This is a genomic window from Geoalkalibacter subterraneus (assembly GCF_000827125.1).
GTDB classification, from domain to species: domain Bacteria; phylum Desulfobacterota; class Desulfuromonadia; order Desulfuromonadales; family Geoalkalibacteraceae; genus Geoalkalibacter_A; species Geoalkalibacter_A subterraneus.
On record NZ_CP010311.1, the window covers coordinates 1,302,705 to 1,328,911 of the forward strand.

General features: G+C 56.4%; 22 protein-coding genes. 11 read left to right on the forward strand and 11 right to left on the reverse strand.

From position 1 onward, the window contains the following. The first annotated feature begins 53 nt into the window (after positions 1-53). From GSUB_RS05885 to GSUB_RS05905, 6 genes are all read left to right on the forward strand, one after another. Positions 54-1,373 (forward strand): ammonium transporter family protein, encoded by a 1,320-nt coding sequence (locus tag GSUB_RS05885; protein ID WP_040199721.1) that lies wholly within the window; start codon positions 54-56, stop codon positions 1,371-1,373. Positions 1,374-1,450: 77 nt separating this feature from the next. Beyond that, a complete protein-coding gene (locus GSUB_RS17935; RefSeq protein ID WP_052464629.1) occupies positions 1,451-1,645 on the forward strand; it encodes a hypothetical protein in 195 nt (64 codons plus the stop codon). A gap of 28 nt (positions 1,646-1,673) precedes the next feature. Continuing rightward, positions 1,674-2,207, forward strand: coding sequence for a hypothetical protein (locus tag GSUB_RS05890; RefSeq protein WP_052464632.1), 534 nt, complete (start codon positions 1,674-1,676; stop codon positions 2,205-2,207). A gap of 160 nt (positions 2,208-2,367) precedes the next feature. Continuing rightward, a complete protein-coding gene (gene cysZ / locus GSUB_RS05895) occupies positions 2,368-3,156 on the forward strand; it encodes a sulfate transporter CysZ (RefSeq protein ID WP_052464634.1) in 789 nt (262 codons plus the stop codon). A 68-nt stretch (positions 3,157-3,224) separates the two neighbouring features. Next, positions 3,225-4,019, forward strand: a complete 795-nt coding sequence (locus GSUB_RS05900) for an inositol monophosphatase family protein (protein ID WP_040199722.1) — start codon at positions 3,225-3,227, stop codon at positions 4,017-4,019. A 126-nt stretch (positions 4,020-4,145) separates the two neighbouring features. Continuing rightward, on the forward strand, positions 4,146-4,361 hold the full coding sequence (locus GSUB_RS05905; RefSeq protein WP_040199723.1) for a hypothetical protein: 216 nt from the start codon (positions 4,146-4,148) through the stop codon (positions 4,359-4,361). Between the two features lie 115 nt (positions 4,362-4,476). On the opposite strand, the gene GSUB_RS05910 is transcribed toward GSUB_RS05905, so the two are convergent. Beyond that, complete coding sequence (locus tag GSUB_RS05910) at positions 4,477-4,872, reverse strand: hypothetical protein (protein ID WP_040199724.1); 396 nt, start codon at positions 4,870-4,872, stop codon at positions 4,477-4,479. Between the two features lie 235 nt (positions 4,873-5,107). Here GSUB_RS05910 and GSUB_RS05915 point away from each other — a divergent pair, with 235 nt between their 5' ends. Further along, on the forward strand, positions 5,108-6,052 hold the full coding sequence (locus tag GSUB_RS05915; RefSeq protein ID WP_040199725.1) for a class 1 fructose-bisphosphatase: 945 nt from the start codon (positions 5,108-5,110) through the stop codon (positions 6,050-6,052). 30 nt (positions 6,053-6,082) lie between these two features. On the opposite strand, the gene ptsP is transcribed toward GSUB_RS05915, so the two are convergent. From ptsP to GSUB_RS05935, 4 genes are all read right to left on the reverse strand, one after another. Beyond that, a complete protein-coding gene (gene ptsP / locus GSUB_RS05920; RefSeq protein ID WP_040199726.1) occupies positions 6,083-8,449 on the reverse strand; it encodes a phosphoenolpyruvate--protein phosphotransferase in 2,367 nt (788 codons plus the stop codon). 438 nt (positions 8,450-8,887) lie between these two features. Continuing rightward, the gene (locus GSUB_RS05925; RefSeq protein ID WP_040199727.1) at positions 8,888-11,206 is read right to left on the reverse strand and encodes a sigma 54-interacting transcriptional regulator; all 2,319 of its coding nucleotides are present in this window, start codon (positions 11,204-11,206) and stop codon (positions 8,888-8,890) included. A gap of 114 nt (positions 11,207-11,320) precedes the next feature. Then, positions 11,321-12,307: an ABC transporter ATP-binding protein gene (locus GSUB_RS05930; RefSeq protein WP_040199728.1), complete on the reverse strand. Its 987-nt coding sequence runs from the start codon at positions 12,305-12,307 to the stop codon at positions 11,321-11,323. Next, the gene (locus GSUB_RS05935) at positions 12,304-13,266 is read right to left on the reverse strand and encodes an ABC transporter ATP-binding protein (RefSeq protein WP_040199730.1); all 963 of its coding nucleotides are present in this window, start codon (positions 13,264-13,266) and stop codon (positions 12,304-12,306) included. The genes GSUB_RS05930 and GSUB_RS05935 overlap by 4 nt, the downstream gene beginning before the upstream one ends. Positions 13,267-13,487: 221 nt before the next feature. Between GSUB_RS05935 and GSUB_RS05940 the strand changes: the two genes are divergently transcribed. The 4 genes from GSUB_RS05940 to GSUB_RS19005 all read left to right on the forward strand — a co-directional run bounded on the left by GSUB_RS05940 (position 13,488) and on the right by GSUB_RS19005 (position 18,189). After that, on the forward strand, positions 13,488-14,393 hold the full coding sequence (locus GSUB_RS05940; RefSeq protein ID WP_052464636.1) for a PHP domain-containing protein: 906 nt from the start codon (positions 13,488-13,490) through the stop codon (positions 14,391-14,393). Between the two features lie 135 nt (positions 14,394-14,528). Further along, positions 14,529-15,101, forward strand: coding sequence for a peptidoglycan L,D-endopeptidase MepK (gene mepK / locus GSUB_RS05945; RefSeq protein ID WP_052464637.1), 573 nt, complete (start codon positions 14,529-14,531; stop codon positions 15,099-15,101). A 155-nt stretch (positions 15,102-15,256) separates the two neighbouring features. Then, entirely contained in the window at positions 15,257-17,683 is a 2,427-nt protein-coding gene (locus tag GSUB_RS05950; RefSeq protein ID WP_052464639.1) for a putative bifunctional diguanylate cyclase/phosphodiesterase, read from the forward strand. A gap of 14 nt (positions 17,684-17,697) precedes the next feature. Then, positions 17,698-18,189: a hypothetical protein gene (locus tag GSUB_RS19005; protein WP_144401959.1), complete on the forward strand. Its 492-nt coding sequence runs from the start codon at positions 17,698-17,700 to the stop codon at positions 18,187-18,189. Here GSUB_RS19005 and GSUB_RS05955 read toward each other — a convergent pair. The 6 genes from GSUB_RS05955 to GSUB_RS05980 form a co-directional block, all read right to left on the reverse strand. After that, on the reverse strand, positions 18,076-18,642 hold the full coding sequence (locus tag GSUB_RS05955) for a manganese efflux pump MntP (RefSeq protein WP_040199731.1): 567 nt from the start codon (positions 18,640-18,642) through the stop codon (positions 18,076-18,078). The genes GSUB_RS19005 and GSUB_RS05955 overlap by 114 nt on opposite strands. Before the next feature lie 104 nt (positions 18,643-18,746). Continuing rightward, the gene (gene ablB / locus GSUB_RS05960; protein ID WP_040199732.1) at positions 18,747-19,580 is read right to left on the reverse strand and encodes a putative beta-lysine N-acetyltransferase; all 834 of its coding nucleotides are present in this window, start codon (positions 19,578-19,580) and stop codon (positions 18,747-18,749) included. Next, positions 19,573-20,886, reverse strand: coding sequence for a lysine 2,3-aminomutase (gene kamA / locus GSUB_RS05965; RefSeq protein WP_040199733.1), 1,314 nt, complete (start codon positions 20,884-20,886; stop codon positions 19,573-19,575). The genes ablB and kamA overlap by 8 nt, the downstream gene beginning before the upstream one ends. A gap of 340 nt (positions 20,887-21,226) precedes the next feature. Beyond that, complete coding sequence (locus GSUB_RS05970) at positions 21,227-21,739, reverse strand: peptidylprolyl isomerase (protein WP_040199734.1); 513 nt, start codon at positions 21,737-21,739, stop codon at positions 21,227-21,229. A gap of 78 nt (positions 21,740-21,817) precedes the next feature. Continuing rightward, on the reverse strand, positions 21,818-22,018 hold the full coding sequence (locus GSUB_RS05975; RefSeq protein ID WP_040202169.1) for a cold-shock protein: 201 nt from the start codon (positions 22,016-22,018) through the stop codon (positions 21,818-21,820). A gap of 234 nt (positions 22,019-22,252) precedes the next feature. Further along, a complete protein-coding gene (locus GSUB_RS05980) occupies positions 22,253-26,098 on the reverse strand; it encodes an Ig domain-containing protein (protein ID WP_040199735.1) in 3,846 nt (1,281 codons plus the stop codon). Between the last annotated feature and the right edge of the window lie 109 nt (positions 26,099-26,207).

Here is a 26,207-nt window from a genome sequence, read left to right on the forward strand (position 1 = left end):
CAGGTCCGTAAACGCTCAATGAGATCACTCAAAATTATTTCGGAGGTTCAGTCATGAAAAAAATATTAACTCTTATCCTCGCTTTTTCGGCCTTGCTGCTTTTGTCTTCACCGGCGCTGGCCCAGGTTGAGGTCGGGCCGGAGGTTGCCTTTATCCTCAATACTTTTTCGTTCCTGATCAGCGGCGTGCTGGTCATGTGGATGGCGGCGGGGTTCGCCATGCTTGAGGCAGGCATGGTGCGCACCAAAAACGTGGCGACCATCTGTCTGAAAAATATCTCGCTCTATTCCATCGCCGGCATCCTGTATTACCTGATCGGGTACAACCTCATGTACGCAGGAGTCGATGGCGGATTCTGGGGGAGTCTCGGTTTCTGGGGTCCCGATGACGCCGCAGCTCTGAGCGGTGATTTTTCGGCCGGTTATGCCAGCGGCTCCGACTGGTTCTTCCAGATGGTCTTTGTGGCAACAGCGGCTTCGGTTGTTTCCGGCACCGTTGCTGAGCGCATCCGCTTGTGGCCTTTCCTGATCTTTGTCGTTGTTCTCACCGGCCTGATCTATCCCATTCAGGGTGCCTGGAGTTGGGGCGGCGGCTGGCTGAGTGAGATGGGCTTCTCTGATTACGCCGGATCCACCATCGTTCATTCCGTGGGTGGCTGGGCAGCGCTGACCGGGGCACTCATCCTGGGGGCTCGCAAGGGGAAATATGGCATCGGCGGTCGTGTTAATCCCATGCCGGGCTCAAGCATGCCTCTGGCGACCCTGGGCACTTTTATCCTTTGGCTCGGCTGGTTCGGCTTCAACGGCGGTTCGGTGCTCGCTCTCGGTTCAGCTGATGCGGCCATCGAGATGTCGGTGGTCTACCTCAATACCAACCTGGCGGCCGCCGCAGGGCTGGTGGCGGCGATGATCGCCCTGCAGATGATCTACAAGCGGGTTGACCTCTCCATGGCTCTCAACGGTGCGCTGGCCGGTCTGGTCTCTATTACGGCAGGTCCGGCGACACCTTCACCCGGCGCCGCGGTGCTGATCGGTGCCGTCGGGGGTGTTCTGGTTGTTCTGGCCGTTCCCATTTTCGACAAGTTGCGCATCGATGATGTGGTGGGTGCCCTCTCCGTCCACCTGGTGTGCGGCATATGGGGAACCCTGGCCGTTCCGTTCACCGATTCCGAAGCGAGCTTTGTTGCCCAGATCGTTGGCGTGGCAGCGGTCGGGGTGTTCGTCTCCCTCACCAGTTCACTGGTGTGGCTCGCACTGAAGTTCACCGTCGGAATCCGTGTTTCCCAGGAAGAAGAAAGTTCCGGGTCCGATACGGTCGAACTGGGCCTGGAAGCCTATCCCGAGTTCGGACGCGGCTCTCAGGGCCTGAAGTAAGTAAGTGTTTCTTTGACCATCGCCGGGCGGCATGGTGTCGCCCGGCGGATCGATTCATCGACACAAGGAGAAAAACAATGACTGTGAAAAAATGGTACGCGGCTCTGTTTGTTGCCGTGATGATGAGTACAACCCTGGCCAATGCCGCAGATGCCGCGATTGAAGTGTCCGGCGACGCCTATATCGGCATTTATGACAAGTATCTCTGGCGCGGAATCGATTTCAGCGCTGGGCAGCCCGTTTTGCAGGGGGGGGGCGGACGTCAGTTTTAAAGGGTTTACTCTCGGATTCTGGAGCAATATGCAGCTCAGCCATGGCGGCACCGACGCCCTGGACAGCGGCGAGGTAACCGAAACGGATATTATTCTGGACTACACCTTCAGCCCGGTTGATGGCCTGGCGGTGAGTCTCGGCAATATTACTTACACGTTCAACATTGAAGACAGTGCCACCAACGAGGTGTATCTTGGGCTTGCCCTGGACACGCTTCTCTCCCCGAACCTGACGGTGTATTACGACTGGGATGATGAAGAGGGCTTCTATTACACCCTGGATGTCAGTCACGGTTTTGCCCTGGCTGACAACCTCGACCTCGGCCTGAGTGCGCTGGTGAGCTACAGTGCGCAGAGCCCGGCGGTCTTTGCCGGCGACGGCAGTGATTTCTCTGATTGGAGCACTTACGAGTTGGGTTTGAGCCTTGATTATGCCGTGACCGATCAGATCGTTATTACTCCCTCGTTTCTGTGGTCCGACACGTTGAGTGATGATGCCGAGGATGTCGGGATGCTGGATGACGAAATCCTGGCCGGCGTCAGCGTGTCCTTGAATTTCTGAATCCGACCAATAAATCTGCCGGATAAAAATTTGGGAAAACCGCCTTTTCAATCAGGATAGGGCGGTTTTTTCATTCTGCACAGAGGCATGACAGGATGCATTCAGCTCCGGCTTGTGCTAGGATTTTTCTTTTTGACCACAATAACGGGGAGAATTATCCATGTCCGGTATTCTGCGAAACAACCCTGTCAGCCATTTTTCGTTGGGATTTTTATACCCTTTTCGTGCCGCGCGCTATATTTCCCGTCATCCCACACTCTGGAAATTCGTGCTCATCCCTTTTCTGATCAACACCGTTGTTTTTTCCATTTCCGTATACTTCGGGCTTAATTTTTTCAGTGAAACCGTCGTAGCCCTCATCCCTACAGGTGAGGCCTGGTACTGGATGATTCTTTATTACCTGAGCTGGGTGCTGGCCGCCGTGGTCACGGCGGTGCTTGTTTTTTTCTCCTTCATGGTGGTGGGCAACCTGATTGCTTCGCCGTTCAATGACCTGCTCTCCGAACGAACGGAGGAGAAGTTGCGGGGCGGCATCAGCGAAACGCCCTTTTCCCTGCGGGAATTCCTGCTAGACGCGCGCTATGCCCTGGTTGAGGAGTTTAAAAAAATCAGCGTGTTCGTGCTGGCCATGGTGTTTGTTTTCGCATTCAATCTGCTGCCGGGATTCGGGACGCTGATCTACTCCGTTCTCTCCATTCTGATTACGCTTTTTTTCCTTTCGGTTGAATATACCGGCTACATTTTTTCCCGGCGGCGGGTGCCGTTTCGCGAACAGCGCCGCTACCTGCTGGGGAGAAAATTTCTCATGCTTGGATTCAGTACAAGCCTGCTGGTTATCCTTGCGATCCCTCTTGTGCAGTTTTTGTGCATTCCGATGGGGGTGGTGGGAGCTACCCTCTTGTGGGTCGATCACACAAGCCCGGAATTGGAAAAAAAATCCGGAGCCTGAAATCACCTGCAAACCTCTGCTTATTGAATGACAGGCCTTTATTGCATGGCCGTTGACAGGAGATGTTGATGAAAGAGATCGCTATAAAAGCCGCCCACGAAGGAGGCCGTGTCCTGCTGCAGAAATTCGGCGGTGTTCTCGATGTCGGCTTCAAGGGGGCCATCGATCTGGTCACGGAAGCCGACCGGGCCGCCGAAGAAGCGGTGGTGGGAATTATCCGCCATACCTTCCCGCGCCACGCGGTTCTGGCAGAGGAGGCCGAACATGGCCTCAGCGAAGGAGAGTACCGCTGGATCATTGACCCCCTGGATGGGACGACCAATTACACGCACGGGTTTCCCTGGTTCGCCGTGTCCATTGCCTTGGAAGTCCGCGGGGAGGTGGTTCTCGGCGTGGTTTACAACCCTGCGCACCAGGAATTGTTCGTTGCGGAAAAAGGGCAGGGGGCCTACTGCAACGCTGTGCAGATCCGCGTGTCTGAGACCCGGCGCCTCGACCGCAGTTTGCTGGCCACAGGCTTTCCATACGACCGCAAAGAGAGCGAGATCAACAACTACGATCATTTTGTGAATTTTCAGCAGGCGGCCCAGGCCTGCAGAAGGCCGGGTGCGGCCAGTCTCGACCTGGCCTACACCGCAGCCGGACGCTTTGACGGTTACTGGGAGATGAAACTCAAGCCCTGGGATGTCGCTGCGGGGCAGTTGCTGGTCAAAGAGGCGGGTGGTCGGATCAGCAATTTCGCCGGTGGCGATTTTGATATTTTCAGCCCAGAAATTCTGGCCAGCAACGGGGCCGTCCATGGAGCGATGGTCGAGGTTCTGCGGCGTGGCCGGTGCCCGCAATCTTTTACCTCTAAGACGTGATTATTGGACAGACGGGGATTTGTCTCCTGCCGGAAAGTTGTTATAATAGCGACAGAAACGACCCGCCGCAGTCGTGGCGTAGTGCACAGTCGGCAGCGGTGGGTTCAGCAAGGCAAAGGAGGTCTTATGCCCGAGAACAACACTGGTTCCGGAACGACTAGCGTCGACCCTCGCTTGGAAAATCGCATTGAGAAAGTCGAGCGTGATCTGGACATCATGGATCGGCACTCTCTGGAAATGTCCGAAACTGAGGAAGGCATCCAATCTTATATGAGGCGTTTGGATCGCGAGTATAAAGACAGTCACCTGCACAGTGTTCCAAAAGCACGCAAACACTCCTGAGATCGCGCAGATAACCTCGATTGTAAAAATCTGCATAACCTGAAAAAGGCTCCCCCGTTTTGCCGGGGAGCCTTTTTCAGCTTTAAAATCGATTGTTTGGAAGATTTTCTTTTTTTTATTGTTCGGAACCGGAATCCGTTGCAGAGGCCTTTTCTTCCTTGAGGGCTTTGATCTCCTCCTCCAGTTGGATTGCCGATTGCTTGAGGTTGTCCAATTTGTTCAGAACCTGGCGCACGTCTTCCTGATCGAGAGGATTCCCGGCTGCGTTTTCACGGGCCTGATCCACTTTGCGTCCCAGCTCGGCGTGAGCCTGGTCGATTTTCTTGCGTGTCGCGGCCAGATCAATTTTCTTCTGCACCATTTGCTTGTAGCGAACAGCGGTGGAGCTTGCCTGGTCGAGAGTTTTTCGTGTCGATTTCCACCAGTCGGATGCACTCTTCTGTTTCTGTTGCTCCTGCTCTTCCACCTTTTCCTTCTGTTCCTGCTCCTGTTGGGGGTTGGTGTCGTTCATCAATGCCTCCTCCCTGAAAGCGTCAAGTCCTGGCAACAGGCGGGGTGATGCACCCGCCTCCGGTCAAAGATCATGTATAGCCTAATAAAAATCCTAGCAGTTTTATTTATTTCGTCAAACTTCAAACCATTTGAGGTGCTTGCCCCGGCGGGCTATTTCGTCTAGACTCCTTAAATATCGTCCACATGGCAGTATGTTCACTTTTTAATCATTTTCAACCCCATGGAGGTTCCCCGTGACGGCTGTTTCCGAACCCGGTACAACCAAGCTACAGATTGATCTGCGGCGCCATCTGCGTGAGCTTGATGAGGATCGCGATCTGACCCGACTGATCTGTGAGGTCGCTGATGCATCAAAGTATATCGTCAACTCCATCCGCACTGGCGACCTGGGGGTGGCGGGTACTTCCAACCTGTACGGTGAAGATCAGTTGGCGCTCGATGTTCTCTCAGATCGTATCCTGAGAAAACGCCTGATTCATTCGGGAGTGGTGGCTACAATCCTCTCCGAGGAGACCAACGAAGTCATTGAAGTTGACCCGAACGGGAAATTTTCTGTGGCATTTGATCCCCTGGACGGTTCCTCCCTGGTTGATGTCAACCTGGCTGTCGGTACCATTGTCTCGATCTGCCGCGGGGGCAACCTCCTGCAGCCCGGGCGTGAGCAGGTGGCCGCCATGTATATTCTTTATGGCCCACGTACGACACTGGTTTATTCCACCGGGCGTGGCGTACATGAATTCCAGATGAACCACCTGATGGAGTATACCCTGACGACGGAGAATGTGCGCATCAAGCCGAGCGGACGCATCTACTCACCGGGCGGTCAGCGCAATCTCTACACTGAAGGAACGGAAAAATACGTCAGCTCTCTGGAGGAGAAGGGGTACAAGCTGCGTTACAGCGGCGGATTCGTGCCGGATATCAACCAGGTGATGATGAAGGGGACCGGGATTTTCCTTTATCCCCATCTGCGCGACAATCCCCATGGAAAGCTGCGGTTGCTCTTCGAACTCAATCCCATGGCCTTTCTGATTGAGCAGGCCGGCGGCAAGGCCTCCACCGGCAAGCAGAGAATCCTGGATATTGAACCTCAGGGGATTGATGACAGGGCGCCTGTTTTTATCGGCTGTCGCGAGGATGTGGAGACGGCTGAAGAATTGATTGCCAGATACGGCTGATCAGCAACACTGCGGGATCGCTGACCCGCATCAGGAAACCTTGATGCCGTGCGTGAGCAGGTCCCGGCGGATCTGCTCACGTACCAGGCTTCCCTCCTCGAGTTCCAGTGCCCTTTCGGCGATCTTCCGGGCATCGGCCAGACTGATTTTTCCCAGAAAGCCCTTGATCCGTGGGATGAAGGGCGCCGCCATGGAAAATTCGCGAAAACCCAGGCCCAGCAGCAGGGTCATGTGAATGGGATCGGTGGCCATCTCGCCGCAGATGCACAGGCCGATGCCGTTGCGCTCGGCGCATTGGCCGATATCCTTCAACACCTGCAACACTGCAGGATGAAGGGGGTCGTAGTACTTCGACACCAGCGGGTTGTTGCGGTCGGCCGCAAGTACGTATTGAATCAGATCGTTGGTGCCGAGGGCGAAAAAATCGACTTCACGGGCCAGCCGGTCGGCGAGATAGACGGCCGAAGGCACTTCGATCATCACCCCGACGGGAACCTTCTCCTTAAATTCAATTCCTTCCCTGGCCAGGTTTTCGCTGGCCTCTTTTATGATCCGGCGGCAACCGCGCAACTCATCCATTCCTGAAATCATCGGGAAAAGCAGCTTGACCGGTCCGTGCACACCGGCCATCAGGATGGCCTCGATCTGGGTGCGGAAGATGTCGCGGTGATCCAGGGAAACCCGCACGGAGCGCCACCCCATGAACGGATTGTCTTCTTTGGGGGAGGTGAAGTAGGGAAGCGCTTTGTCCCCCCCGATATCGAGAGTGCGAATGGTGACCGGATCACCGCCGAACCCCTCGATAATACGGCGATAAAGGTGATACTGCTCATTTCGGTCCGGGAAGTCGCTGCGTGCCATATAGGGGAATTCGGTGCGGTAAAGGCCAACGCCGACCGCACCATTGCGACGGGCGATCGCCATGTCCCCGATCAGGCCGATATTGGCGCGCAGGGTGAGTTCCACGCCGTCGCGCGTGCGTGCCGGTAGGTCGCGATACTTTTCCAGGCGGCTCGTCTCGCGGATGCGGTCCTGTTCAAGTCGCTCGAATTCGTCTTTGATCTGTTCCGAGGGGCTGATGTAGAGTGTGCCGGAATTGGCGTCAAGAATCAGCGGTTCATCGGGATGAATCAATTTCAGGGCGCTTTTTACGCCGACGATTGCCGGAATCCCCATGGATTTTGCCATGATGACGGCGTGGGAGTTTTTCTCGCCGGCCTCGGTGACGATGCCCTGGATCTTGGTATGATCGAGCGTCGCCATATCGGACGGGAGCAGTTCCTTCGCGACCAGAATGCCTGGATTTTTCAGATGGAGGTGATGGGTTTTTTGCCCGACGAGATTGGCCAGGATGCGTCGGCCGATGTCTTCCATGTCTGCGGCTCGTTCTCGCAGGTAGGCATCGTCCATGCGGCTGAAACCCTCGATGTATTCGGCCACCACTTTTTTCAGGGCATAGGGAGCGCTGTGTTGCTTGTCGCGAATTTCCCCTGTCAGCCGCTTAAGAAACCCCCGATCTTCAAGGATCATCAGATGCGTATGAAAGATGGCTGCGTCGTCCGCTGAAAAGCGGTCCGCCATGCGCTTTTCCAGGTAAAGAGTCTGGATGCGGGTTTTTTCCAGGGCGCCTTCAAGCTTTTCGCACTCCTTCTCCGGGACGATTCCTTCCTCATCGAGAATATCGGCAAAGCCGAGCCGTTCATCGAGCAGATTGGCCGGCCCAATTGATACGCCGGGATAAGCCACCGTACCGCGAAGCGTGCGATATTCCTGCTCGGCTCCGGCCTCCTCTGGCTCCTCGCGGCTCTGTTCCCGCAGATTTTTGCGGGTCATCTCCAGCTCACGGGCGAAACGGTTGCTTTCCTCTTCTTTGCGGCGAATTGAATCAAGCAGACGGGCATTGACGACGATGGAGGAGACCTGGAAGGCGATCGTCGACAGGGCGCTGATCTCTTCGGGACTGAATTGGCGTGGTTCGACGGTCTGAATGGTGATAACGCCAATCGGTTCGCGGCGGTCGAAAAGAGGGATGCCGAGAAAAGTGTGGAAACGTTCTTCGCGCGTCTCCTTGAAATAGCGGTAACGGGGGTGCTTGTTGGGTTCAAGGATGGAGATGACGCGGCCATTTTCTATCGCCAGACCGGTCAGACCTTCATCGATACGCATCACGACACGACCGATCGCACGGCGGGAAAGACCTTTGGTGGCTCGCAGCCGGATACTCTGATGATCGTCTTCCAGCAGGTAGATCGAGCAGACCTCGGTGCGCATGCGCCGCGCCACCAGGGAAACGATATTGTTCAGCGTTTCATCGAGGTCATGAGACTGCAGGATAAGGGTGCTGATATCCTCCAGGGTGGTGATGCCGAATGGTGCTTTTTTGCGATGAGGCGTCATAGGCTTCGTAGGTGCCGTTAAGGTTGGTTGTGAACGAAAAGCGACCATGGCATTTTAACGGACGAAGTCGGGACTTGCGATAAAAAAACGCCGTACAGGGGGAGAGAGGGACCCTGTACGGCGTAAAAGGGGCGGGATTCCGTTTGGGTAGGAGGAAATAGTCGAGCCCCGAGATACTTTTCTCTTTAGCAGTATTCATGCCAAAATTGAAAGGGGCGCAAATACACAAAGACGTTGAGCTTGCTTCGAGGCCTGTTCAGGCTGCTCTGCGCCTGTATTTTTTCTGAAAGACGCTAGTCGGAAGGGAAAATCGGGGAGTTCTGGGTACGTGACAAGTGTGTCTTTAGTGGCACATATGCGGAAGTGTCCGGGTTGAATTATGACGGATTGCCGGAATAATTGAAGCGAAAAGGCTGTGTCATAATTGGCCCACAAAAATCAGGATCCGTCATTTGACGGAGAAGATGCGGCTTTTTTGAAGGCAGCTCCTTTCAGCCCATGCCGTTCCAGCATCCGATAAAATGTGCGGCGGGGAATGCTGGCGGTGCGAGCGGCTTTGGAGACATTTCCCCCGGCGTCCTCGAGATATTTTTTGAGCAGGCTTTTTTCTACAATCCTCAGATGTTTTTCTCTCTGTCCTCTCAAGGATCCCTTCTCCTGCGCTTTGGCGGTGCCGCCAAGGAGCGGCTCCTCCAGTGCCAATTCGGAAAAGATGGTCGGCAGGTTTTCCAGGCGGACAATATTGTCCTGGGTCAGAACCGAGGCGCGTTCGATGATGTTCTGCAGTTCACGAATGTTGCCGGGCCAGTGATAGCGCAGCAAGGCGGCAATGGCGCGGTCTTCGATTCCTCGGATCGGTTTGTTGAGGCGCTTGCTGGCCGAGGCGAGAAAGTGGTGGACCAACTGCGGAAGTGATTCAGTGCGGTTGCGCAAAGGCGGCATGGTGATGGTGAACACGTTGAGGCGATAAAAAAGGTCTTCGCGAAACCATCCCTCCTCGACCCCCTCTTCAAGGTTGCGATTGGTGGCGGCGATCAGCCGCACGTCAACTTCGGTCGGTCGGTTTCCGCCGACGGGCTTGATTTCGCCGCTGTCGAGAACCCGCAGCAGTTCCGCTTGCAGCTTGGGGGTGATGTCGCCGATTTCATCCAGAAAAATCGTGCCGCCGTTGGCAGCTTCAAACAGCCCTTTTTTATCAGCAATGGCTCCGGTAAACGACCCACGCTTGTGTCCGAACAGCTCGCTTTCCAGCAGGCTGTCGGTCAAGGTGGTGCAGTTGACAGTGACCAGAGGCTTGTCGGCGCGATTGCTGTGCTGATGGATGGCGCGTGCGGTCAATTCTTTGCCGGTTCCGCTTTCGCCCCGGATAAGAACAGTGGTCGGGGTGGGGCCGACCTGGCGGATCAGCTTCAGGACGTCGCCGGTGCGGGGATCCTGCCCGATGATGGCGCTGTCGCCGAATTCCTGGGCCAGCGCGCGCTGAGCCAGCTCGTATTTCTGGGTCAGGATGACCCGGTCCTCTTCCAGCCGTTTGATGGAAAAGGGCAGGCACATCTCGTTGTCCGCCAGCCCCTGGTAAACCGCTGCCGCATGTTCGCGACAGGTCGGGTAACCGCAGGCGCCGCAGTCAAGTTCGTCCTCCTGGGTAAATTTGTTGGTGGCCTGCAGGATGGCGCGGATGCTCTCGCCGCTGGGGTTCTTCAGGTGTTTGAATTTGTTGGTGAACGATCTTTGAAGTGAAGGCCCGCTCGAGGCGGCTCCCTTCTTCTCCGGCAGATAGGGGACCTCATGACGCTGATGGAAAGCATCGATGATCAGGCTGCGTTTGGAAAAATTGGTGAGGCGATTGTTTTTGCCGGGGCCGCCGATGCAGCCCCCTTCGCAGAAACGAATATCGACCCATTTTGGGGTGATGCGTTGGGCGGCAAGATCGCGGATGAGTTCAAGGGCACCCTGCTCTCCACCGGTCGAAACAAAATCAGCGTTGAGAAAATCGTTGTGAACGTCAAAGGCCTGAAACGGTCCGCCCGAGATGGGGAACAGGCGCCCCCGGTCGGGCTTGCGTCCGCTGAAGGGCGCATCTTTCATCCGTGTGGGGTCAAGGCCGCGGTCACGGAACATCTGGCTGAGTTCACGGTAAGTGAGCACCATGTCCACCCCTCCGGCGACCTCTTCAGAGCTGACCTCGAATTTCCCCGCGATGCATGAGCTGATATAGACCACGGGCGTTTCTGCTCCCCGGGTCTGTTTGATGTGCCGTCCAATGGCCACCATGGGTGAAACAACCGGCATCAGATTACGCACCAGTTGCGGATAATGGCGTTCAATCAGGTCGACGATGGTGGGGCAGTGGCTCGAGATCAGGGGGCCGCGACCGCCGCTTTCAATCAGCTGCTGATACTGCCCGGCGATCAGTTCCACGCCCGCTGTGCCCTCGTAGATATCCGCGAAACCGAGCTTCTGCAGGCCGGCGACAAGCTGTCCGGGGCGCAGCTCACTGAAAAAAGCGGGATAGGAGCAACCCAGGATTGCCACGGGGGAGTTGTCGTTCTCGAGTATGCGCAGAGTCTGTGTGATGCAATCGGCGATCTGCTTTGCTTTCTGGGAGCAGACTTTAAGGCAGATTCCGCAACCGATGCAGCGATCATGAATGACTTCAGCCCAGTGCTCCTTGACCTTGATGGCCTTGACCGGGCAGTTGCGGACGCAGGAATAACATTTGCGACATCTGTCTTTTGCGGTTTGAATGGGCCCCATGTTGCCTCCGGGCGGGTGGTCTTTAAAAAACGGGAGAGGTGAGCAGGTGGACTGATTCTGTACGATGGTGCAGCAACCTGTCAAGCGAGCCGATTCATGGTGCCCCGTCGTCGTTCAGGAGCGGCGGCGCCCGACTTCGTCACTGAAATGGCATGCACTGAAATGCCCCGGCGCTTGTTCAACAGGTTGCGGAGCCTGGTGGGCGCAGATGTCGCGGGCATAGGGGCAGCGCGGATGAAAAGTGCATCCGGTCGGCGGAGACAGGGGAGAGGGGATTTCTCCCTTGAGGGGAACGTGCGGGCGTCGGCGGTGAGGATCGGGTACCGGCACCGCCCCAAGTAGAGCCTCGGTATAAGGGTGGCGGGGGCGGCGGTAGAGACTCTCCGCCGGGGCCTGCTCTACGATAGCGCCCAGATACATGACGGCAACCCGGTCGCAGAAATGTTCCACCAGGGACAGGTCGTGGGCAATGAACAAGTAGGTCAGGCCGAACTCCTGCTGAAGGTCCTTGAGCAGATTGACGACCTGGGCCTGGATGGAGAGATCAAGGGCAGAAACGGGCTCGTCGGCGACGATCAGTTGCGGGTTTGGGGCCAGCGCGCGTGCAATGCCGATGCGTTGGCGCTGCCCGCCTGAAAATTCATGAGGGTAGCGTCCCGCATGATCGGCGCTCATGCCGACTTTTTCCAGCAGCTCCACGACCTGGTCCCGCAAGCCTGCTCCCTGGGCGCGCCCATGAATCTTGAAGGCTTCCGCAATCGCATCGCCGATGCGCATGCGAGGGTTGAGAGAAGCATAGGGATCCTGAAAGATCATCTGCATTGAGCGGCGTAAGGGACGCATGTGCTTGTTGGGCAGGCGGGTGATCTCCTGCCCCCGAAAAAAAATCTGGCCGCCATCGGCATCAAGCAGGCGCATGACCAGCTTGCCGGTGGTGGATTTCCCGCAGCCGGACTCCCCCACAAGCCCCAGTGACTCTCCGCCCTTCAAGTGCAGCGAGAGGTTATCGACGGCCCGCAGTTCCAGCTTGCGGGGGGAAAAGGGGGAGGCTTTGACCCAGAAGGATTTTCGCAGGTCGCGGATATCGAGCAATGGAGTCATTGTGCCCTCCAGCAGCGGACGAAATGACCCGAAGCCACCTCGGTCAATTCCGGCCTCTGCATGCTGCACCGAGGAAGGACTTCGGGGCAGCGCGCGGTAAAGGGGCACCCCTGCGGCATCTGCCGCGGGTCAGGGACCTGCCCCCCGATGGGAGCCAGCCGCGACTTCTTCTCACCCAGGCGCGGAACGCAGGCCAGAAGCCCGCGGGTGTAGGGATGGCGGGGATGGTCGTAAATTTGGATCACCGGTGCATATTCCATGATTAGGCCGGCGTACATGATGGCCACGCGATCCGCGCTTTCAGCGACAATGCCCAGGTCGTGGGTGATCAGAAGGGTTGCCATGTCGCGCTCCTGCTTGAGCCGCAGCAGAAGATCCATGATCTGCGCCTGGATCGTGACGTCAAGGGCGGTGGTGGGTTCATCGGCGATCAGGATGTCCGGATCGCAGGCCAGAGCCATGGCGATCATGACGCGCTGGCGCATGCCGCCCGACAGACTGTGCGGATATTCGCGCAGGCGTTGCCGCGCTGATGGAATCCCGACATCGTGCAGCAGTTTTTCCGCCTGATCGAGAGCCTGTGCGCCCCCGAGTTTTTTGTGCAGCTGCAGCACTTCCCCGATCTGGTCGCCGATGCGCAGAACCGGGTTGAGCGAGGTCATCGGTTCCTGGAATATCATGGAGATGCGGTTGCCGCGGATACGGCGCATTTCCTCGTTGGAAAGCTTCGCCAGATCGGCCCCCCGATAAAGGATGCGTCCTTCCACCATGCGCCCCGGTGGTGGGATCAGTCCCAGGATTGAAAGGGAGGTGATGGATTTACCACAGCCGGATTCGCCAACCAGCGCAAGAGTTTCGCGGGGGGACAAACTGAAGTCGATCCCGCGGACCGCATGGACCGGACCGTTCTCGGTAAAAAAAGAGATGTGCAGGTTTTCAATTTCAAGCAGTTGTGTCATCGGTCCGTCCGGGAGAAAGGGAAACGTTTTGCGCACTGATTACAGTCGGCGCCCATGAATTTACCCTCTACACCGTAATGGGTCAAGAAATGGCCGAGGGCTCTTCTCATGACAACCTTCTTCTCATGACAACCTCTTTTGTGCTAAACTCTCCAGTCAGTCGAACCCGTTGTTTTCTGGTTTTTTTCGTCACCCGTTGATCCGAAAGCTTATTCGATTAAATGAAAATACAAGAATTCAGTGCGCCCGGCACAAAGCCTCAGGGCCCATTGGCTGACCTGCATGTTCATACCACATATTCGGACGGACTTTTTTCTCCGGAAGAGGTTGTCGCCAAGGCGCGTCACAACGGGGTGCATGCACTGGCCATCTGCGACCATGACAATATCGATGGCATTGAACCTGCCATCGGCGCCGCTCGCGGCAGTGATCTCGAGATTGTTGCCGGAGTGGAGTTGTCCAGTCAATGGCAGGATCTGCGCGATATCCACATTCTCGGATATGGCTTTGATCCTCATGCGCCGGAACTGTTTGGGGAATTGGCGGATTTTCGCGATTTCCGCGCGCGGCGCAATGAAATGATCGTGCAGCGCGTCAATGAAGTTCTTGCCGCAGAAGGGCGCACGCTGCTGGATTTCCGGCAGATCCGCCGCTCCGCGGGAGGGACTGTCGGACGCCCGCATATTGCACGCGCCCTCATCGAGGCCGGACATGTGCGCGACAACGATGAAGCCTTCAACCGCTACCTGGTGCGCTGCAATGTGGAAAAGCGTTTTTTCCCTGCCGACCAGGCGATTTCTCTGATTCATCGTGCAGGCGGGGTCGCAGTTCTGGCCCATCCCCCTTTGATCACGGATGATTCCCGCGTCCTGCTTCATTTGCTTGACGCTTTTGTCGGTCTGGGCCTTGATGGTATTGAGGCGTATAATAATGCCGGATCCCTGGATGAGGTTGCCGAGTTGACGGCCTTGGGGCGGCAGCGAAAGCTAATTGTCACCGGTGGTTCGGATTTTCACGGATTTCCTGATAGTGCCGCCCGTATTGGATGGGCGCGAGGCGAGATCCCTATCCCCCTGTCATGCTGGCTGGAGGTTCGAGATTCTCTGGCTCAACGTGCGGCGGGGTGATGCTTCGCTGAATGCCGTGCTTTGAATAAAACTGTTCTGGCCCGGAAATTGCTCTTCAAGGGTGAGCCTGGTCGAAAAAAGTTCATTCCCTTTGCCTGAACAGATTGAACAAGAATAGTTAAAAGGATTTGTTTTATGTCCTCTGTTTTTACTGACCCTCGTATTTTTTCTGCTCGAATCGGAAGACGTGCGTTTATCGGCAGCCACCTGGCTGCTCTTGCCTGTATGGCCCTGCCGGTTTCAGTTTCCGCCCGGCAGGCTCCGGAACGCAGCCTCTCATTTTTCAATCTTCACACCGGCGAGAAGCTGGAAAACGCGGTCTATTGGGCCGAGGGTAGATACAACGACTCCGTCATGCGGGAGATTGAGCATATTCTGCGCGATTTTCGCCGGGACGAGGTTGCCCCGATTGATCCGCTTCTCCTCGATCAGTTGTTCGCGGTGCGCAGCACACTGGAATCATCCTCCCCGTTTAACATTATCTCCGGCTACCGGTCGCCGGAAACCAACAAGATGCTGCGGCAGCAAAGCAGTGGTGTGGCCAAGCGCAGTTACCATACCATCGGCCAGGCAGTAGACGTTCGCTTGCCCGGCCGCGACCTCAGGGCTCTTCGTCAGGCGGCTTGCAGGTTGAAAAAGGGGGGCGTTGGCTATTATCCGAAATCCGACTTCGTCCATCTCGACACCGGGCCGGTGCGCGTCTGGTGATCGAGTCCCGGTGAGTTATTGTTACCTCTCTGATCGTAAAAACGTTTGATAAAAAAATTATAATTTTGTATGATTGTTGAGGTCTCCGCAATCTCCTCTCCTTTGTGCTCTGTTCCGCCTGGGAAGGTGCTGGGGGTTCGAGATGTGTTCGGACCATGGTTTTGCTGGAGGACTCTGCCATCGCTACGCCAATACAGGACCATCAGAATTCAGCCTTTCCAAACTGGGGATCGCCAAATGCTCTGGAGAACCGGCTTCTTGCCTGCTCCGGCATAAATTTCGCCGATCCTCGCGATCGGACCTTCCTGCTGGTCAAGATTCGCTGGTTTCTTCTCGGACTGCTGGCGACAAGCTGCCTTGCTGCAGGATTTCTTTTTCTGCGAAGTCCTTATGGATTCTTTCTCAGCCGCCCACAGCTTCTGGCTCTTTTTCTTTCCGTTGCCGTTATTCTCCTGCACAATGGCGCCGTTCATCTTTTCTACGATCGCCTTGCGCGTCCCATCTATGTAAATTCACTGCAGGTTCTTCTTGACCTGTCCATTGTGACTTTTCTGGTTCATTTCAGCGGGGGTGCCGCGAGCTGGTTCTGGCCGGTTTATCTTCTTGTGACTCTGGAGGCTGCCGTCCTTCTGGAACAGCCGCATCGGGTATGGTTCATGGGGCTTTCAGGGGCGCTGCTTTACGGCCTTGTTCTGCTGGGTGGTTATCAGGGCTGGTGGCCCAATGTCTCCATGCCGTTTGTCGATGAGAATCTGCATCAGAACGGGCTGCATCTTTTTCTGCTCTGGTTCTGGGTCAGTGTGCTCAATGCCGCTGTTGCGGTGGCGGGTGTTTTCCTGATGTCGGTCATTCGTCGAGAAAATCAGGAATTGCGCAACAGCCAGAAGGGGATGAGCGAATTTCTTGAAACAGCCAGTGATCTGATCTTCAATATCGATAAGGACGGCAGACTGCGGTTTGCCAACAGTGCCTGGCGACAGTCCATGGGGTATGATGGACACGATCTGCAGAAACTCTACCTCAAGGATATCGTTCACCCTGAATTCCGGGAGAACTGCAGCCATGAGTTCGATCGCGTTCTGCGCGGCGAAGCCGGCCGCGTAACCAACGGCCGGCTGCTCAATCGCCATGATGAAGTGCTTGAAGTGGAAGGATCTTTGACCCGCTGCTGCCTGCATAATGATGGCCTTGGCACGATCTGGGTCATCTGTCGTGACGTGACCGAGCACAAAAAGGCTCAGGCAGAACTTTACCGGCTGGCGCACTACGACCAGCTGACGGGTTTGCCTAATCGCGCTTTTTTTCTCGACCGGCTCAATCACTCCATTGCGCTGGCGCGGCGCCAGGGAAGACAGGTCGCCGTTCTTTTTCTCGACCTCGACCGTTTCAAGATTATCAACGATACCCTGGGCCACGTTCTGGGCGACCGTTTACTGCGGGAGATGGGGCAGCGCCTGCATGGATGCATCCGTGAGGTGGATGCCGTGGCGCGCATGGGGGGCGATGAATTTATCCTCTGTCTGGGGAATGTGGATGGCGCAGAGAGCGTCGAAAAGGTCGCGAAGAAAATCCTTAAAAATCTGGTGCGGCCTCTCTGCATTGACGGACATGAACTCTTCATTACCACCAGCATCGGCATCAGCCTGTTTCCCGACCATCACCAGGACGCCCAGAGCCTGATTAAAAAGGCCGACATCGCCATGTACCACGCCAAGGCCCAGGGGCGGAACAATTATCAGCTTTACCGCGAGGAGATGGATTCAGACGTAGAAAAACGTCTGGTGCTTGAAACGGCGATCCGCAAAGCGCTGGAAATGGATCAGTTTCGCATTTTCTACCAGCCCAAGGTCGACATTGCTTCGGGCCGCATTACCGCCATGGAGGCGCTGCTGCGTTGGGATCACCCGGAGCTGGGGCTGCTGCCGCCCAACGAGTTCATTCCGCTGGCGGAGGAGACGGGATTGATTTTCTCCATAGGAGAGTGGGTTCTGCTCCAGGCCTGCATGCAGAATCGCCAGTGGCAGCAGCGGGGACTGCCGCGAATGCGGGTCGCGGTCAACATCTCCGGCTACCAGCTGCAGCAGCGGGAATTCATCGATATCGTGCGACGGGTTCTTGATGAATCCGGGCTCGCCCCCTGCGATCTTGAAATCGAAGTCACCGAAACGGTGGTCATGCAGAACCCGGAATCTGCGGTGGCGATTCTCAATCAGCTCAGGGATCTGGGCGTTATGATCGCCATTGACGATTTCGGCACAGGTTATTCATCTCTTGCGCATCTCAAGCGCTTTTCGGTCAACACCCTGAAGATCGACAAGTCATTTGTGCGCGACGTCGAATTCGATGCCACTGATGCCGCTATCGCTACGGCCATCATCTCCATGGGCAACAGTTTGAAGCTCCAGGTGATTGCCGAAGGGGTCGAAACTGAAGGCCAGTTGGACTTTCTGAGGGACCACCGCTGTCAGGAGATGCAGGGGTATCTCTTCAGCAAGCCGCTGCCTGCCGAAGAAATCGAGCATTTTCTCCTGCAGGTGGACCGCCGCGGACCTGATCCCAGGTTCCATGAGTGCGAGCAATAGGGGGATGAGTCGAAATGCGAAATTCCAGCACCCGCAGAGGCGTTGAGCGCCGGCGAAAACCCGACATCTGGGTCCGCTCTCTGGAACTCCTGGTTGTCATCGGCTGGTTGCTGATGCTGGCCGCAGTTCTGGTTTTGTCAAAAGCCAAGCCGCAGGTCGAAACATTTTTCGACCGCTATTACGATATTCCTCTGCGCACCAGTTGGGATGTTGAACTGCTCGGTTACCTGCAGGGGATGATGTATCTCGGGCTTTTTCTGGGGGTTGCCGGGATGCTGGTCAACTGGCGCCGCGGCAGGCGGGCGGAAGATGAAATAAGAGTCTCTTTTGTGCTGCTGGTCATTCTGTCGGCGATCGGTCTTCTTCTGCCTCACCTGCAATCCTTTGAGGAGTCACATCCCCAGGGTGTGCTCCAGCAGAATTTTCAGGCCGATGGCAAAAAGCACCACGCCCCCGAAAATTTCCACCCGCGGCCCCCACAGGCCGCTGATGCGCCTCCCAAGTAGCATGCCCGCCAGAGTGAACACCCCCGCCACTACGGCGATGATCAGCGCCGGAAACCAGATCGTGACACCCAGCATCCCCAGCGACAGCCCCACCGCCAGCGCGTCGATGCTGGTGGCGATGGAGAGCATGATCAGGGTCAGACCGCGTGTCGGATCGCGTGGGTCACGCAGCGCCTGCTCTTCCCTGAAGGCTTCGTAGATCATCTTGCCGCCGATAAAGGCGAGAAGAATAAAGGCAATCCAGTGATCGTAGGCGGCAATCCAGCGTTGCACGCTCAATCCGGCCAGCCAGCCGATGATCGGCATCATCCCCTGGAACAACCCGAAGTGAAAACTCAGGCGAAACAGGTGCCCGCCGGTAAGCCGCTTCAGGGTCAGGCCCGCACCCAGCGCCACGGCGAAGGCATCCATGGCCAGGGCCGCGGCCAGCCCGAAGAGGGTCAGAAAGTCCATTCAATTATCCCACGCAAAAAAGAATCCCGCGAAACGTCGGTTCCGCGGGATTCTGTCCTGCATTGCCTGCCCTGTCAAGGGGCAGGGCGCTTATGGTTCTCCGATCAAAGTGCCTTGTGCCAGATATTCATGCTTTCAAGTTCGCCCGAGATATCGGTGTTGTGCGTCAGCGTGCCGCTGTAGCTGTAACCGTGCTTGGCAAAGGTGATGTTCATGCCGAAGCTGTAGGCGCGCGCAATGGTGTAGGCAGTATGGTACTCCTGGCGCCGCAACTCGTCTTCCATCTCCGCCAGCAGCACCTGGGCCAGACCGGCGCCGCGATAATCGGGCAGGGTGGCAAAATCGGTCATCTCCGCATTGCGCTCATCCGGGTAGGTTTCGGCGGAAGAGATTGCCGCCAGCTTATCGCCCTCCCAGGTTCCCCAGTACAGGATGTTGTCATCCATGGTCTCCCGCAGGTAGTCGGGATCATGGATGGGGAAGGGGTAGCTTGCAAAGACCTCACGGTAAACCTCGGCCATGGCTTCGGCGTCAGCATGTTCGAGTCGACGCAGCTCAAATCCAGGTTTAAGCTCGGGGCAGGCAGGCTGCCCGGCTTTGGATTGTGCAGTCTCGATGATTTCGCGCACCGTTTGCGGCTTTTTCTCTTTCCTGCGTTTGTCGCAGAAGTATTTTCCTAAAAAAGCGGCATCTTTGGATCCGTTGAAAAACTGCGGAATCCGTGCTTCGACCTGGTAGCCTGCCTCAGTGAAAACCGGTCGGGCTTCATCGGGGACCTTGGCGAATATTTTGGTGTAGCCATTGCTCTGTGCAAGGCTGTCAAGTTTGCCCACCAGTTCGACACTGTCGCGCGGATCGAGCTTCATCAGGTAAACGCGATTGTTGTTCTTGCCGTGCTGTATCTGGGAGCGTCCCAGACGCTCGATAATATCACTCATGGTTTCTCCTGTCGATACGGGCGTTGTTCTCGGGAGTCAGAGAGATGGTTTCATCATGATCCGACAGCAGCATCTCGATGCCGGTCGCCCGGTATTCCTCGGCATCGTCGAGCTTGAGGTGAAGCCGGCAGTCGTCGCACTTGCGATCGCAGAAAGTGGCTTCATAGCTGTCGGGCTCCTGGTACGTGGTGATGACGCCTTCGTAGTTGCGCAGCACCACTTTGTTGGTTGAAAGAGAGATCAGGTAATTGGGGTTCAGGGGAATCTTCCCCCCGCCGCCCGGCGCGTCAATGACATAGGTCGGTACGGCGAAGCCGCTGGTGTGGCCGATAAGGCTTTCCATGATTTCGATTCCCTTACCCACCGGGGTGCGGAAGTGGGTGAGTCCTTCCGACAGGTCGCACTGATAGAGGTAGTAGGGACGCACGCGGTTATGCACCAGCTTGTGCACTAGAGACTTGATCACGCGGGGGCAGTCATTGACGCCGGCCAGCAGCACGGTCTGATTGCCCAGCGGGATGCCCCCATCAGCCAGCTTGCGGATTGCCTGCTTGCTCGATGTGGTGATCTCGCGCGGGTGGTTGAAGTGGGTGTTGAGCCACAGCGGCTGATGCTTCTTGAGGATCTCGACCAGTTCGTCGGTGATCCGGTAGGGCAGCACCACCGGCATGCGGGAGCCGATGCGAATGATCTGGACATGCTCGATCTTGCGGACCTCGGTCAGAATCCAGTCGAGGTAATCGTCGTTGAGCATCAGCGGGTCGCCGCCGGAGAGCAGGACATCGCGCACTTCGGGATGATTGCGGATATAGTCCAGCCCCTGTTGCAGTTCCTCCCGCCCGGGAATGGAGTCCTGATCGCCCACCTTGCGCTTGCGGGTGCAGTGACGGCAGTACATGCTGCACACGTTGCTGATGTGAAACAGCACCCGGTCAGGGTAGCGATGGGTGATCCCCGGCGCCGGGCTGTCGGTGTCCTCCGCCAGCGGGTCGGCCATGTCGCAGCCGCCGATATCCAGTTCGGCAGGGGAAGGAAAGGCCTGTTTGAAAACAGGGCAGTTATGGTAATCCTCCGCGTCGATCAGCGACATATAGTAGGGGGTGACCGAAAGCGGGAACTTGCTCAGAGTCTCTTCCAGTTTACTGCGCTCCTCGGCGGGAAATTTGATGTCGAGCAGATTTTCAAACGTATCGATGGATTCCACCGAATGGCGCAGTTGCCAGTGCCAGTCTTTCCAGTTGGAAATTTCAGAGTTTTCATTGATTTTGCGAGCGATGTTTTGCTGAGTCTGATCGTAAATTGCCATGAAGAAATAGGCTCCTTGTATGATTGAAGAACAGAGAAGTTTTCCGTAAAAACGACATAGTATTTTAGTATGGACGAGATGTTATGTCAAATTTGCCCGAAAACCTTTGTTATGATTGCCTTGATTCAGGACGGCATGACATGTTGATTCAGACGATGGGCGGATGCTGGAAAACTATAAGCTCATGCAATTGAGATCAAAGCATTATGCAGGGGTAGATTGTGAGGGATTGGCGTCGCTGAAAAAAATGACGGGAAGAGGGGAGAAGGTATTCTTCTGAAGGAGATGGTAAGGGTGAACCGGCGCATATCGGATTGCGCCGGTTCACTGCAAGGCAGCCTTATTCGACGACTGAAACCTGTTCCATGACTACGGCTGTTTTCGGGACGTCCTGATGGAAACCGACGGTCGTGGTCGCCGTGTTCCGGATGGCATCCACCGTTTTCATGCCGTCGACCACGCGGCCGAAAACCGCATATCCGTAGCCATTGGCCGTTTTGTCGCGGTGGTTGAGGAAATCGTTGTCTGCGACATTGATGAAGAACTGGGAGGTTGCGCTGTCGACCACCTGGGTGCGGGCCATGGCGATGGTGCCGCGCTGGTTGGTCAGACCGTTGTCCGCCTCGTTTTTGATGGACTTTCCGCTTTTTTTCTCTTTCATGTCCGGCGTCATGCCTCCGCCCTGAATCATGAAGCCGTCGATGACGCGGTGGAAAATGGTACCGTCATAAAAGCCGCTGCGCACGTACTCGAGAAAGTTCTCGACCGTGATCGGTGCTTTTTCGGCATCGAGTTCAAGGGTGATGTCGCCGAGATTGGTTTTGATCAGAACCGTCGGGTTTTTCTTGTCCATGGGGGAGTCTCTCCAGGGGGTTAATAAAAAAGCTCCACGGCGGTACCGTGGAGCTTAGGGAACGGGGTTACTTGAGTTTTAGAGTTTAACGACGTTGCTGGCCTGCGGGCCTTTCTGTCCTTCGGTTACCTCGAACTCGACCCGATCACCCTCCAGCAGGGATTTGAAACCCTCGCCCTGGATAGCGGAGAAGTGAACGAAAACATCCGGACCGTTCTCCTGCTCGATGAAACCAAAACCCTTTGCGTCGTTAAACCATTTTACTGTCCCTTCAGCCATCTTTTGCTCCTTGCATTCCGGGGAGTCTCCTCCCCCGTTTTTCCTGGTGCAGTCTCCTTTGCCTTCGGCATAAAAAAACCGCGCAGTCGCATGGACTGTGCGGTTCATTAGCTTTGCCGAAAAAACAAAGTGAGTGCTGCACAACCTTGCCAGACGCAGACCTTTATAAAACAGGTGCGCCGTGAAGGCAAGGGGTTATTGAAGAAAAGAAATCATTTTTTGTCCATTTCTGATTCAGTCCGTATCCTTTATTGTGAGCTTCAGTGTCGATGTGGCGCTGAGTCCGTTAGGGTCAGTGGCAATCAGAGTGACCTGTATCGTGCGGTCCGAGGTCATATCGGGCAGGGTGCCGGTGATACGCCCCGTATTGGCATTCACCGCGAGGCCCGCTGGCAGATTGATCGCTTCGAAGGTGAGCGGCTGTGCATTGGGCTCAAGAAAGCCCGCTGCGCCGTCGATATCAACACCTGTGCCTTCATTTTGTGACAGGGGCGGCAACGGGCGGGCAAGGGGGGCCACGTTGCCATCCGGGCCGGTTTTGATCAGCAGTATATCCTGCAGCCCCTGGCCGATGGATGCTGTGTTGCCGCCGATCAGGTAGCCACCGTCCATGGCTTGTGTGATTGACCAGGATTGATCGCTTGCCGTTCCGCCATAAGTATGTTGCCAGATTTGATTACCTTCCCCGTCTGTTCTGATCAGCAGGATGTCCGGATTAAGGGCGCTGTGCCCATAGGAAAGGGTCGTGCCGATCAGGGCAAAACCCCCGTCGTCGCAGAGTGCAACCGCATGCGTTTCGTCGTGCGCTGTTCCGCCAAGGGCGATTTCCTTCTCGACGCGCAGTTCCCCGGATGCGTCGTTTGAAATAATGACAAAATAGAAATCACCATTGCTGTCCTGGTGGGATTCGGTATAGCCGACGGCAATATAACGATTGCTGTTGCCGATGCGACGCAGATCGTAGAATTCATCATAGAGTCCCGGCTCACCCAGCGTCAGGCTGGAAAGCTGGTTTCCGTCAGCGTCGATTTCTACAATGTATGCGTCCCCTCGGGCTTTGTCCGCGTAGGAATCGGTGAAGCCGGCGACCAGGAATCCGCTGCCGTCGGGTTTCTCGGCAATGCCCCAGGCATCTTCTACCAACTCGCCGCCGTAACTTCTCTCCCAGGCAACTTCCCCTCCTGCTGTCTGCTTGATCACATACATGTTGGCGTCATTGACGCCTTGGGGCGCCAGATCGGGAGACTGGGTATAACCGGCCAGGATCAAGCCGCCGTCCGCTGTCGGAAGAACGACCTGGGCCTGATCCAGATCGGTGCTGCCGTAGGTTTTTTGATTAAGCTGAACTCCCCGGCTCGTGGTTTCAACCAGGTAGGCATCGCCTGCGCCGGATGAATCCCCGGTTTCCTCTCCAAAGGAGTTGCTGAAGCCGGCCAGGTAGAACCCCCCGTCAGGCTTCGCGGCGAGACTCCAGAGCTCCTCTGCTCCCGCTCCGCCGTAAACTTCTCGCCAGATCTCATTCCCTGCCGAGTCCGTAGCGATCAGCACCATGTCGTAATCGCCCTGTTCAGCGATACTCGGTGAATTGGATTCGCCGCCGATGATATAACCTGAGCCATCCTCAAGTTCATGCACCGGGCCGCCGAAATCTACCCCCGCACCGCCGTAGGTGCGCATGAAGGTGTTCACCGCCGTGATTTCCACGATGAACTCATCGCTTGAAAAAAATTCGTCATCGACGGTGAGTCCGATGCGGTAGCTGCCGGGGACATCCGGTGTGAAGCTGACTATCTGCCCTTGTGGAGAGGAGAGTTCCGCCATACTTGCCGCCGGGGGATCAAAAGTCCAGGAATAGGTCAATGTGTTGCCTTGCGGAGCATGACTGTCGCCTGCGTTCAAGGTAACTTCGGCACCGAGTCCGACGCTGCGATCCGGGCCCGCATCGGCCACGGGGCGCGAAATGGCGGTGATGATCACGGTATCCGGGTCGCTGTCGAGGGTACCGTCATTGACAGTCAGTGCCACGTCATAGCGACCGTCCCGGTCCGGGGTAAAGGATGCCTCGGGGGATGACGGGGACTGGATAATGTCCGCATCTTCAAGCAGGCTGTCGGCTGGTCGGTTGGTAAAGCTCCAGTGGAAAGTCAGCGGGTCGCTGTCCGGGTCGAAGCTGTCCGATCCGTTGAGATAGACGGTCTCGCCCGTGTCGGCCACGGTGTTGTCTCCTGCATCGGCTACAGGCTGCTGGTCCGGCGCCGGAACGACTTCGACTATCGCCTGAGCGGTGTGGCTGTCGAGTCCGTCATCGACCGTCAGGATCAGGGTGTAGAGCCCTGTCTGCAAGGGGGTGAAGCGAGTGGTCTTTTGGTCGGCACCCTCAAGGGAGAGAACGGTTCCCTCTGCGTCGCGCACCTGCCAGCTGTAAACGATCGGCTGAGGTCCCGTGTCGGGATCACTGCTGGCGCTGCCGTCAAGCGTGACGTGGCTGCCGAGGTAGGTTTGGCGGTTGGCGCCGGCATCTGCGACGGGTGGCGCATTGACCTGAATCTCAACCGTATCCGGTTCGCTGTTGAGTTGACCGTTGTTGACAATCAGTTGTGCCAAATAGATGCCAGCGAGGTCGGGGGTAAAATGTGGTGTCGCAGCGTTATTATTAGATAACACCGTCCCGGTGGATGGGGTCGAAAGCAGGGACCAGGAAAAAAAGAGGTCCTCTTCGTTCTCGGTGCGGCTGCCCCGGCCGTCCAGCAGGACTTCATCTCCGATTGAAACCAGTTGATCCTCCCCGGCGTCGGCCACCGGACGGATCAGGTTGTTATCCTGTTCCGTCGCAGTGACGGTCGCCAGGCTGGCCGTACTTTCAATCCGGCCATCACTGACGATTAATTCTATGCGGTATTCTCCCTCCGTATCCGGTGTCAGATAGGTTGCGGATGAGGTGCTGTTGGTCAGGGCGCTTTGGCTTCCCGCAGGCTTGTGCAGCAGTTGCCAGCGGTAGCTGAGGCTGTCGCCGTCGGGGTCCGTACTTTGAGAGCCGTCGAGATAGGTGCGCACCCCAACTGAGGTCTCGACCTCTTCGGGCGTTATTATGGCCTCTGGTGGTGTGTTTGCCCCGGGCGGGGATGCTGTAACGGTCAAAGTCTGAAGGGGGCTTGTCAGTTCACCGTCGCTAACCTGCAGCGCAACGGTATATTCGCCCTGCAGGTCCGCTGTGAGGTAGACCCTGTCATCGGACGACCCTGACAGCACCGCTGAGCTTCCCGGAGGTTTTTCGGTCAATTCCCAGGTAAAGGAGAGCAGGTCATTGTCGGGGTCGCTGCTGGACCTGCCGTCAAAAAGCAGCGCCTCGCCAATTATGGAGCGCGTGCTTTCTGTAATGATTGAGGCGGAAGGCGGGCGATTATCCGGAAGACCTTCAGCGAAAACTGTTATTTGTCTGGTGTCGGAATTTTGGCTGGAAGAGACCGTCAGGCTGATGACATGCTCTCCCGGCAGAGCCGTTGTCAGAATCGTTTCAGGTTCATCGAAAGCAGACAGGGAGGCGCCGCCGGGTTCATCGACAATCCTCCATGCGAAAGACAGTTCGTCTGGGTCGATGCCTGAAATAGGAATGGCGCTCAGGCGCGTGGACTGGCCGGCGGTGATGGTGGGGGATTGCACCGAGATGCCGCCCTTGAGGTTTTCGCCCGCTGAAAGGACCAGCGTAGCGGGGCTGCTGTCTGAAAAACCGTCGCTGGCAACCAGAGTGACTGTATAGCTGCCTTCGGTGTCCAGGGTCAACTGGGTGACGGCGTCTCCGGGATTTGTCAGTTCTGCAGAGCTTCCCTCGGGTTTGCTCGTCAGGTCCCAGGAGAATGTCAGGGGATCCCCGTCCGGGTCGCTGCTGTTTGCCGCGCTTAGAGTAACTGTTTCGCCTGTCTGAGTGTTGATGAGATCCGCACTGATTCGCGCAATCGGGGCCGTGTTGCCCGGTTGCGGAATAATAGGGTCTCCGCCGCTGCCACCCCCGCCTCCGCAGGCGGCAAGAAATAAACTCAAAATCAGGGGGATCAAGCTGTGGGGATTGTATTTTTTGTGCATGCGCACCTCCGCGCTCGGTTTTTGCAGAAAATATCGTGAGTCAACCAAAAATTTAACGGTATTTTTCCGGCTTGTTCGATGCACGCCCTGTGCCTCAATGTTGAGACGG

Coding starts and splice junctions, on each gene's coding strand:
- GSUB_RS05885 (WP_040199721.1), top strand. CDS start 54: ATGAAAAAAATATTAACTCTTATCCTCGCTTTTTCGGCCTTGCTGCTT.
- GSUB_RS17935 (WP_052464629.1), top strand. CDS start 1,451: ATGACTGTGAAAAAATGGTACGCGGCTCTGTTTGTTGCCGTGATGATG.
- GSUB_RS05890 (WP_052464632.1), top strand. CDS start 1,674: ATGCAGCTCAGCCATGGCGGCACCGACGCCCTGGACAGCGGCGAGGTA.
- cysZ (WP_052464634.1), top strand. CDS start 2,368: ATGTCCGGTATTCTGCGAAACAACCCTGTCAGCCATTTTTCGTTGGGA.
- GSUB_RS05900 (WP_040199722.1), top strand. CDS start 3,225: ATGAAAGAGATCGCTATAAAAGCCGCCCACGAAGGAGGCCGTGTCCTG.
- GSUB_RS05905 (WP_040199723.1), top strand. CDS start 4,146: ATGCCCGAGAACAACACTGGTTCCGGAACGACTAGCGTCGACCCTCGC.
- GSUB_RS05910 (WP_040199724.1), bottom strand. CDS start 4,872: ATGAACGACACCAACCCCCAACAGGAGCAGGAACAGAAGGAAAAGGTG.
- ptsP (WP_040199726.1), bottom strand. CDS start 8,449: ATGACGCCTCATCGCAAAAAAGCACCATTCGGCATCACCACCCTGGAG.
- GSUB_RS05925 (WP_040199727.1), bottom strand. CDS start 11,206: ATGGGGCCCATTCAAACCGCAAAAGACAGATGTCGCAAATGTTATTCC.
- GSUB_RS05930 (WP_040199728.1), bottom strand. CDS start 12,307: ATGACTCCATTGCTCGATATCCGCGACCTGCGAAAATCCTTCTGGGTC.
- GSUB_RS05935 (WP_040199730.1), bottom strand. CDS start 13,266: ATGACACAACTGCTTGAAATTGAAAACCTGCACATCTCTTTTTTTACC.
- GSUB_RS05940 (WP_052464636.1), top strand. CDS start 13,488: ATGAAAATACAAGAATTCAGTGCGCCCGGCACAAAGCCTCAGGGCCCA.
- mepK (WP_052464637.1), top strand. CDS start 14,529: ATGTCCTCTGTTTTTACTGACCCTCGTATTTTTTCTGCTCGAATCGGA.
- GSUB_RS05950 (WP_052464639.1), top strand. CDS start 15,257: ATGGTTTTGCTGGAGGACTCTGCCATCGCTACGCCAATACAGGACCAT.
- GSUB_RS19005 (WP_144401959.1), top strand. CDS start 17,698: ATGCGAAATTCCAGCACCCGCAGAGGCGTTGAGCGCCGGCGAAAACCC.
- GSUB_RS05955 (WP_040199731.1), bottom strand. CDS start 18,642: ATGGACTTTCTGACCCTCTTCGGGCTGGCCGCGGCCCTGGCCATGGAT.
- ablB (WP_040199732.1), bottom strand. CDS start 19,580: ATGAGTGATATTATCGAGCGTCTGGGACGCTCCCAGATACAGCACGGC.
- kamA (WP_040199733.1), bottom strand. CDS start 20,886: ATGGCAATTTACGATCAGACTCAGCAAAACATCGCTCGCAAAATCAAT.
- GSUB_RS05970 (WP_040199734.1), bottom strand. CDS start 21,739: ATGGACAAGAAAAACCCGACGGTTCTGATCAAAACCAATCTCGGCGAC.
- GSUB_RS05975 (WP_040202169.1), bottom strand. CDS start 22,018: ATGGCTGAAGGGACAGTAAAATGGTTTAACGACGCAAAGGGTTTTGGT.
- GSUB_RS05980 (WP_040199735.1), bottom strand. CDS start 26,098: ATGCACAAAAAATACAATCCCCACAGCTTGATCCCCCTGATTTTGAGT.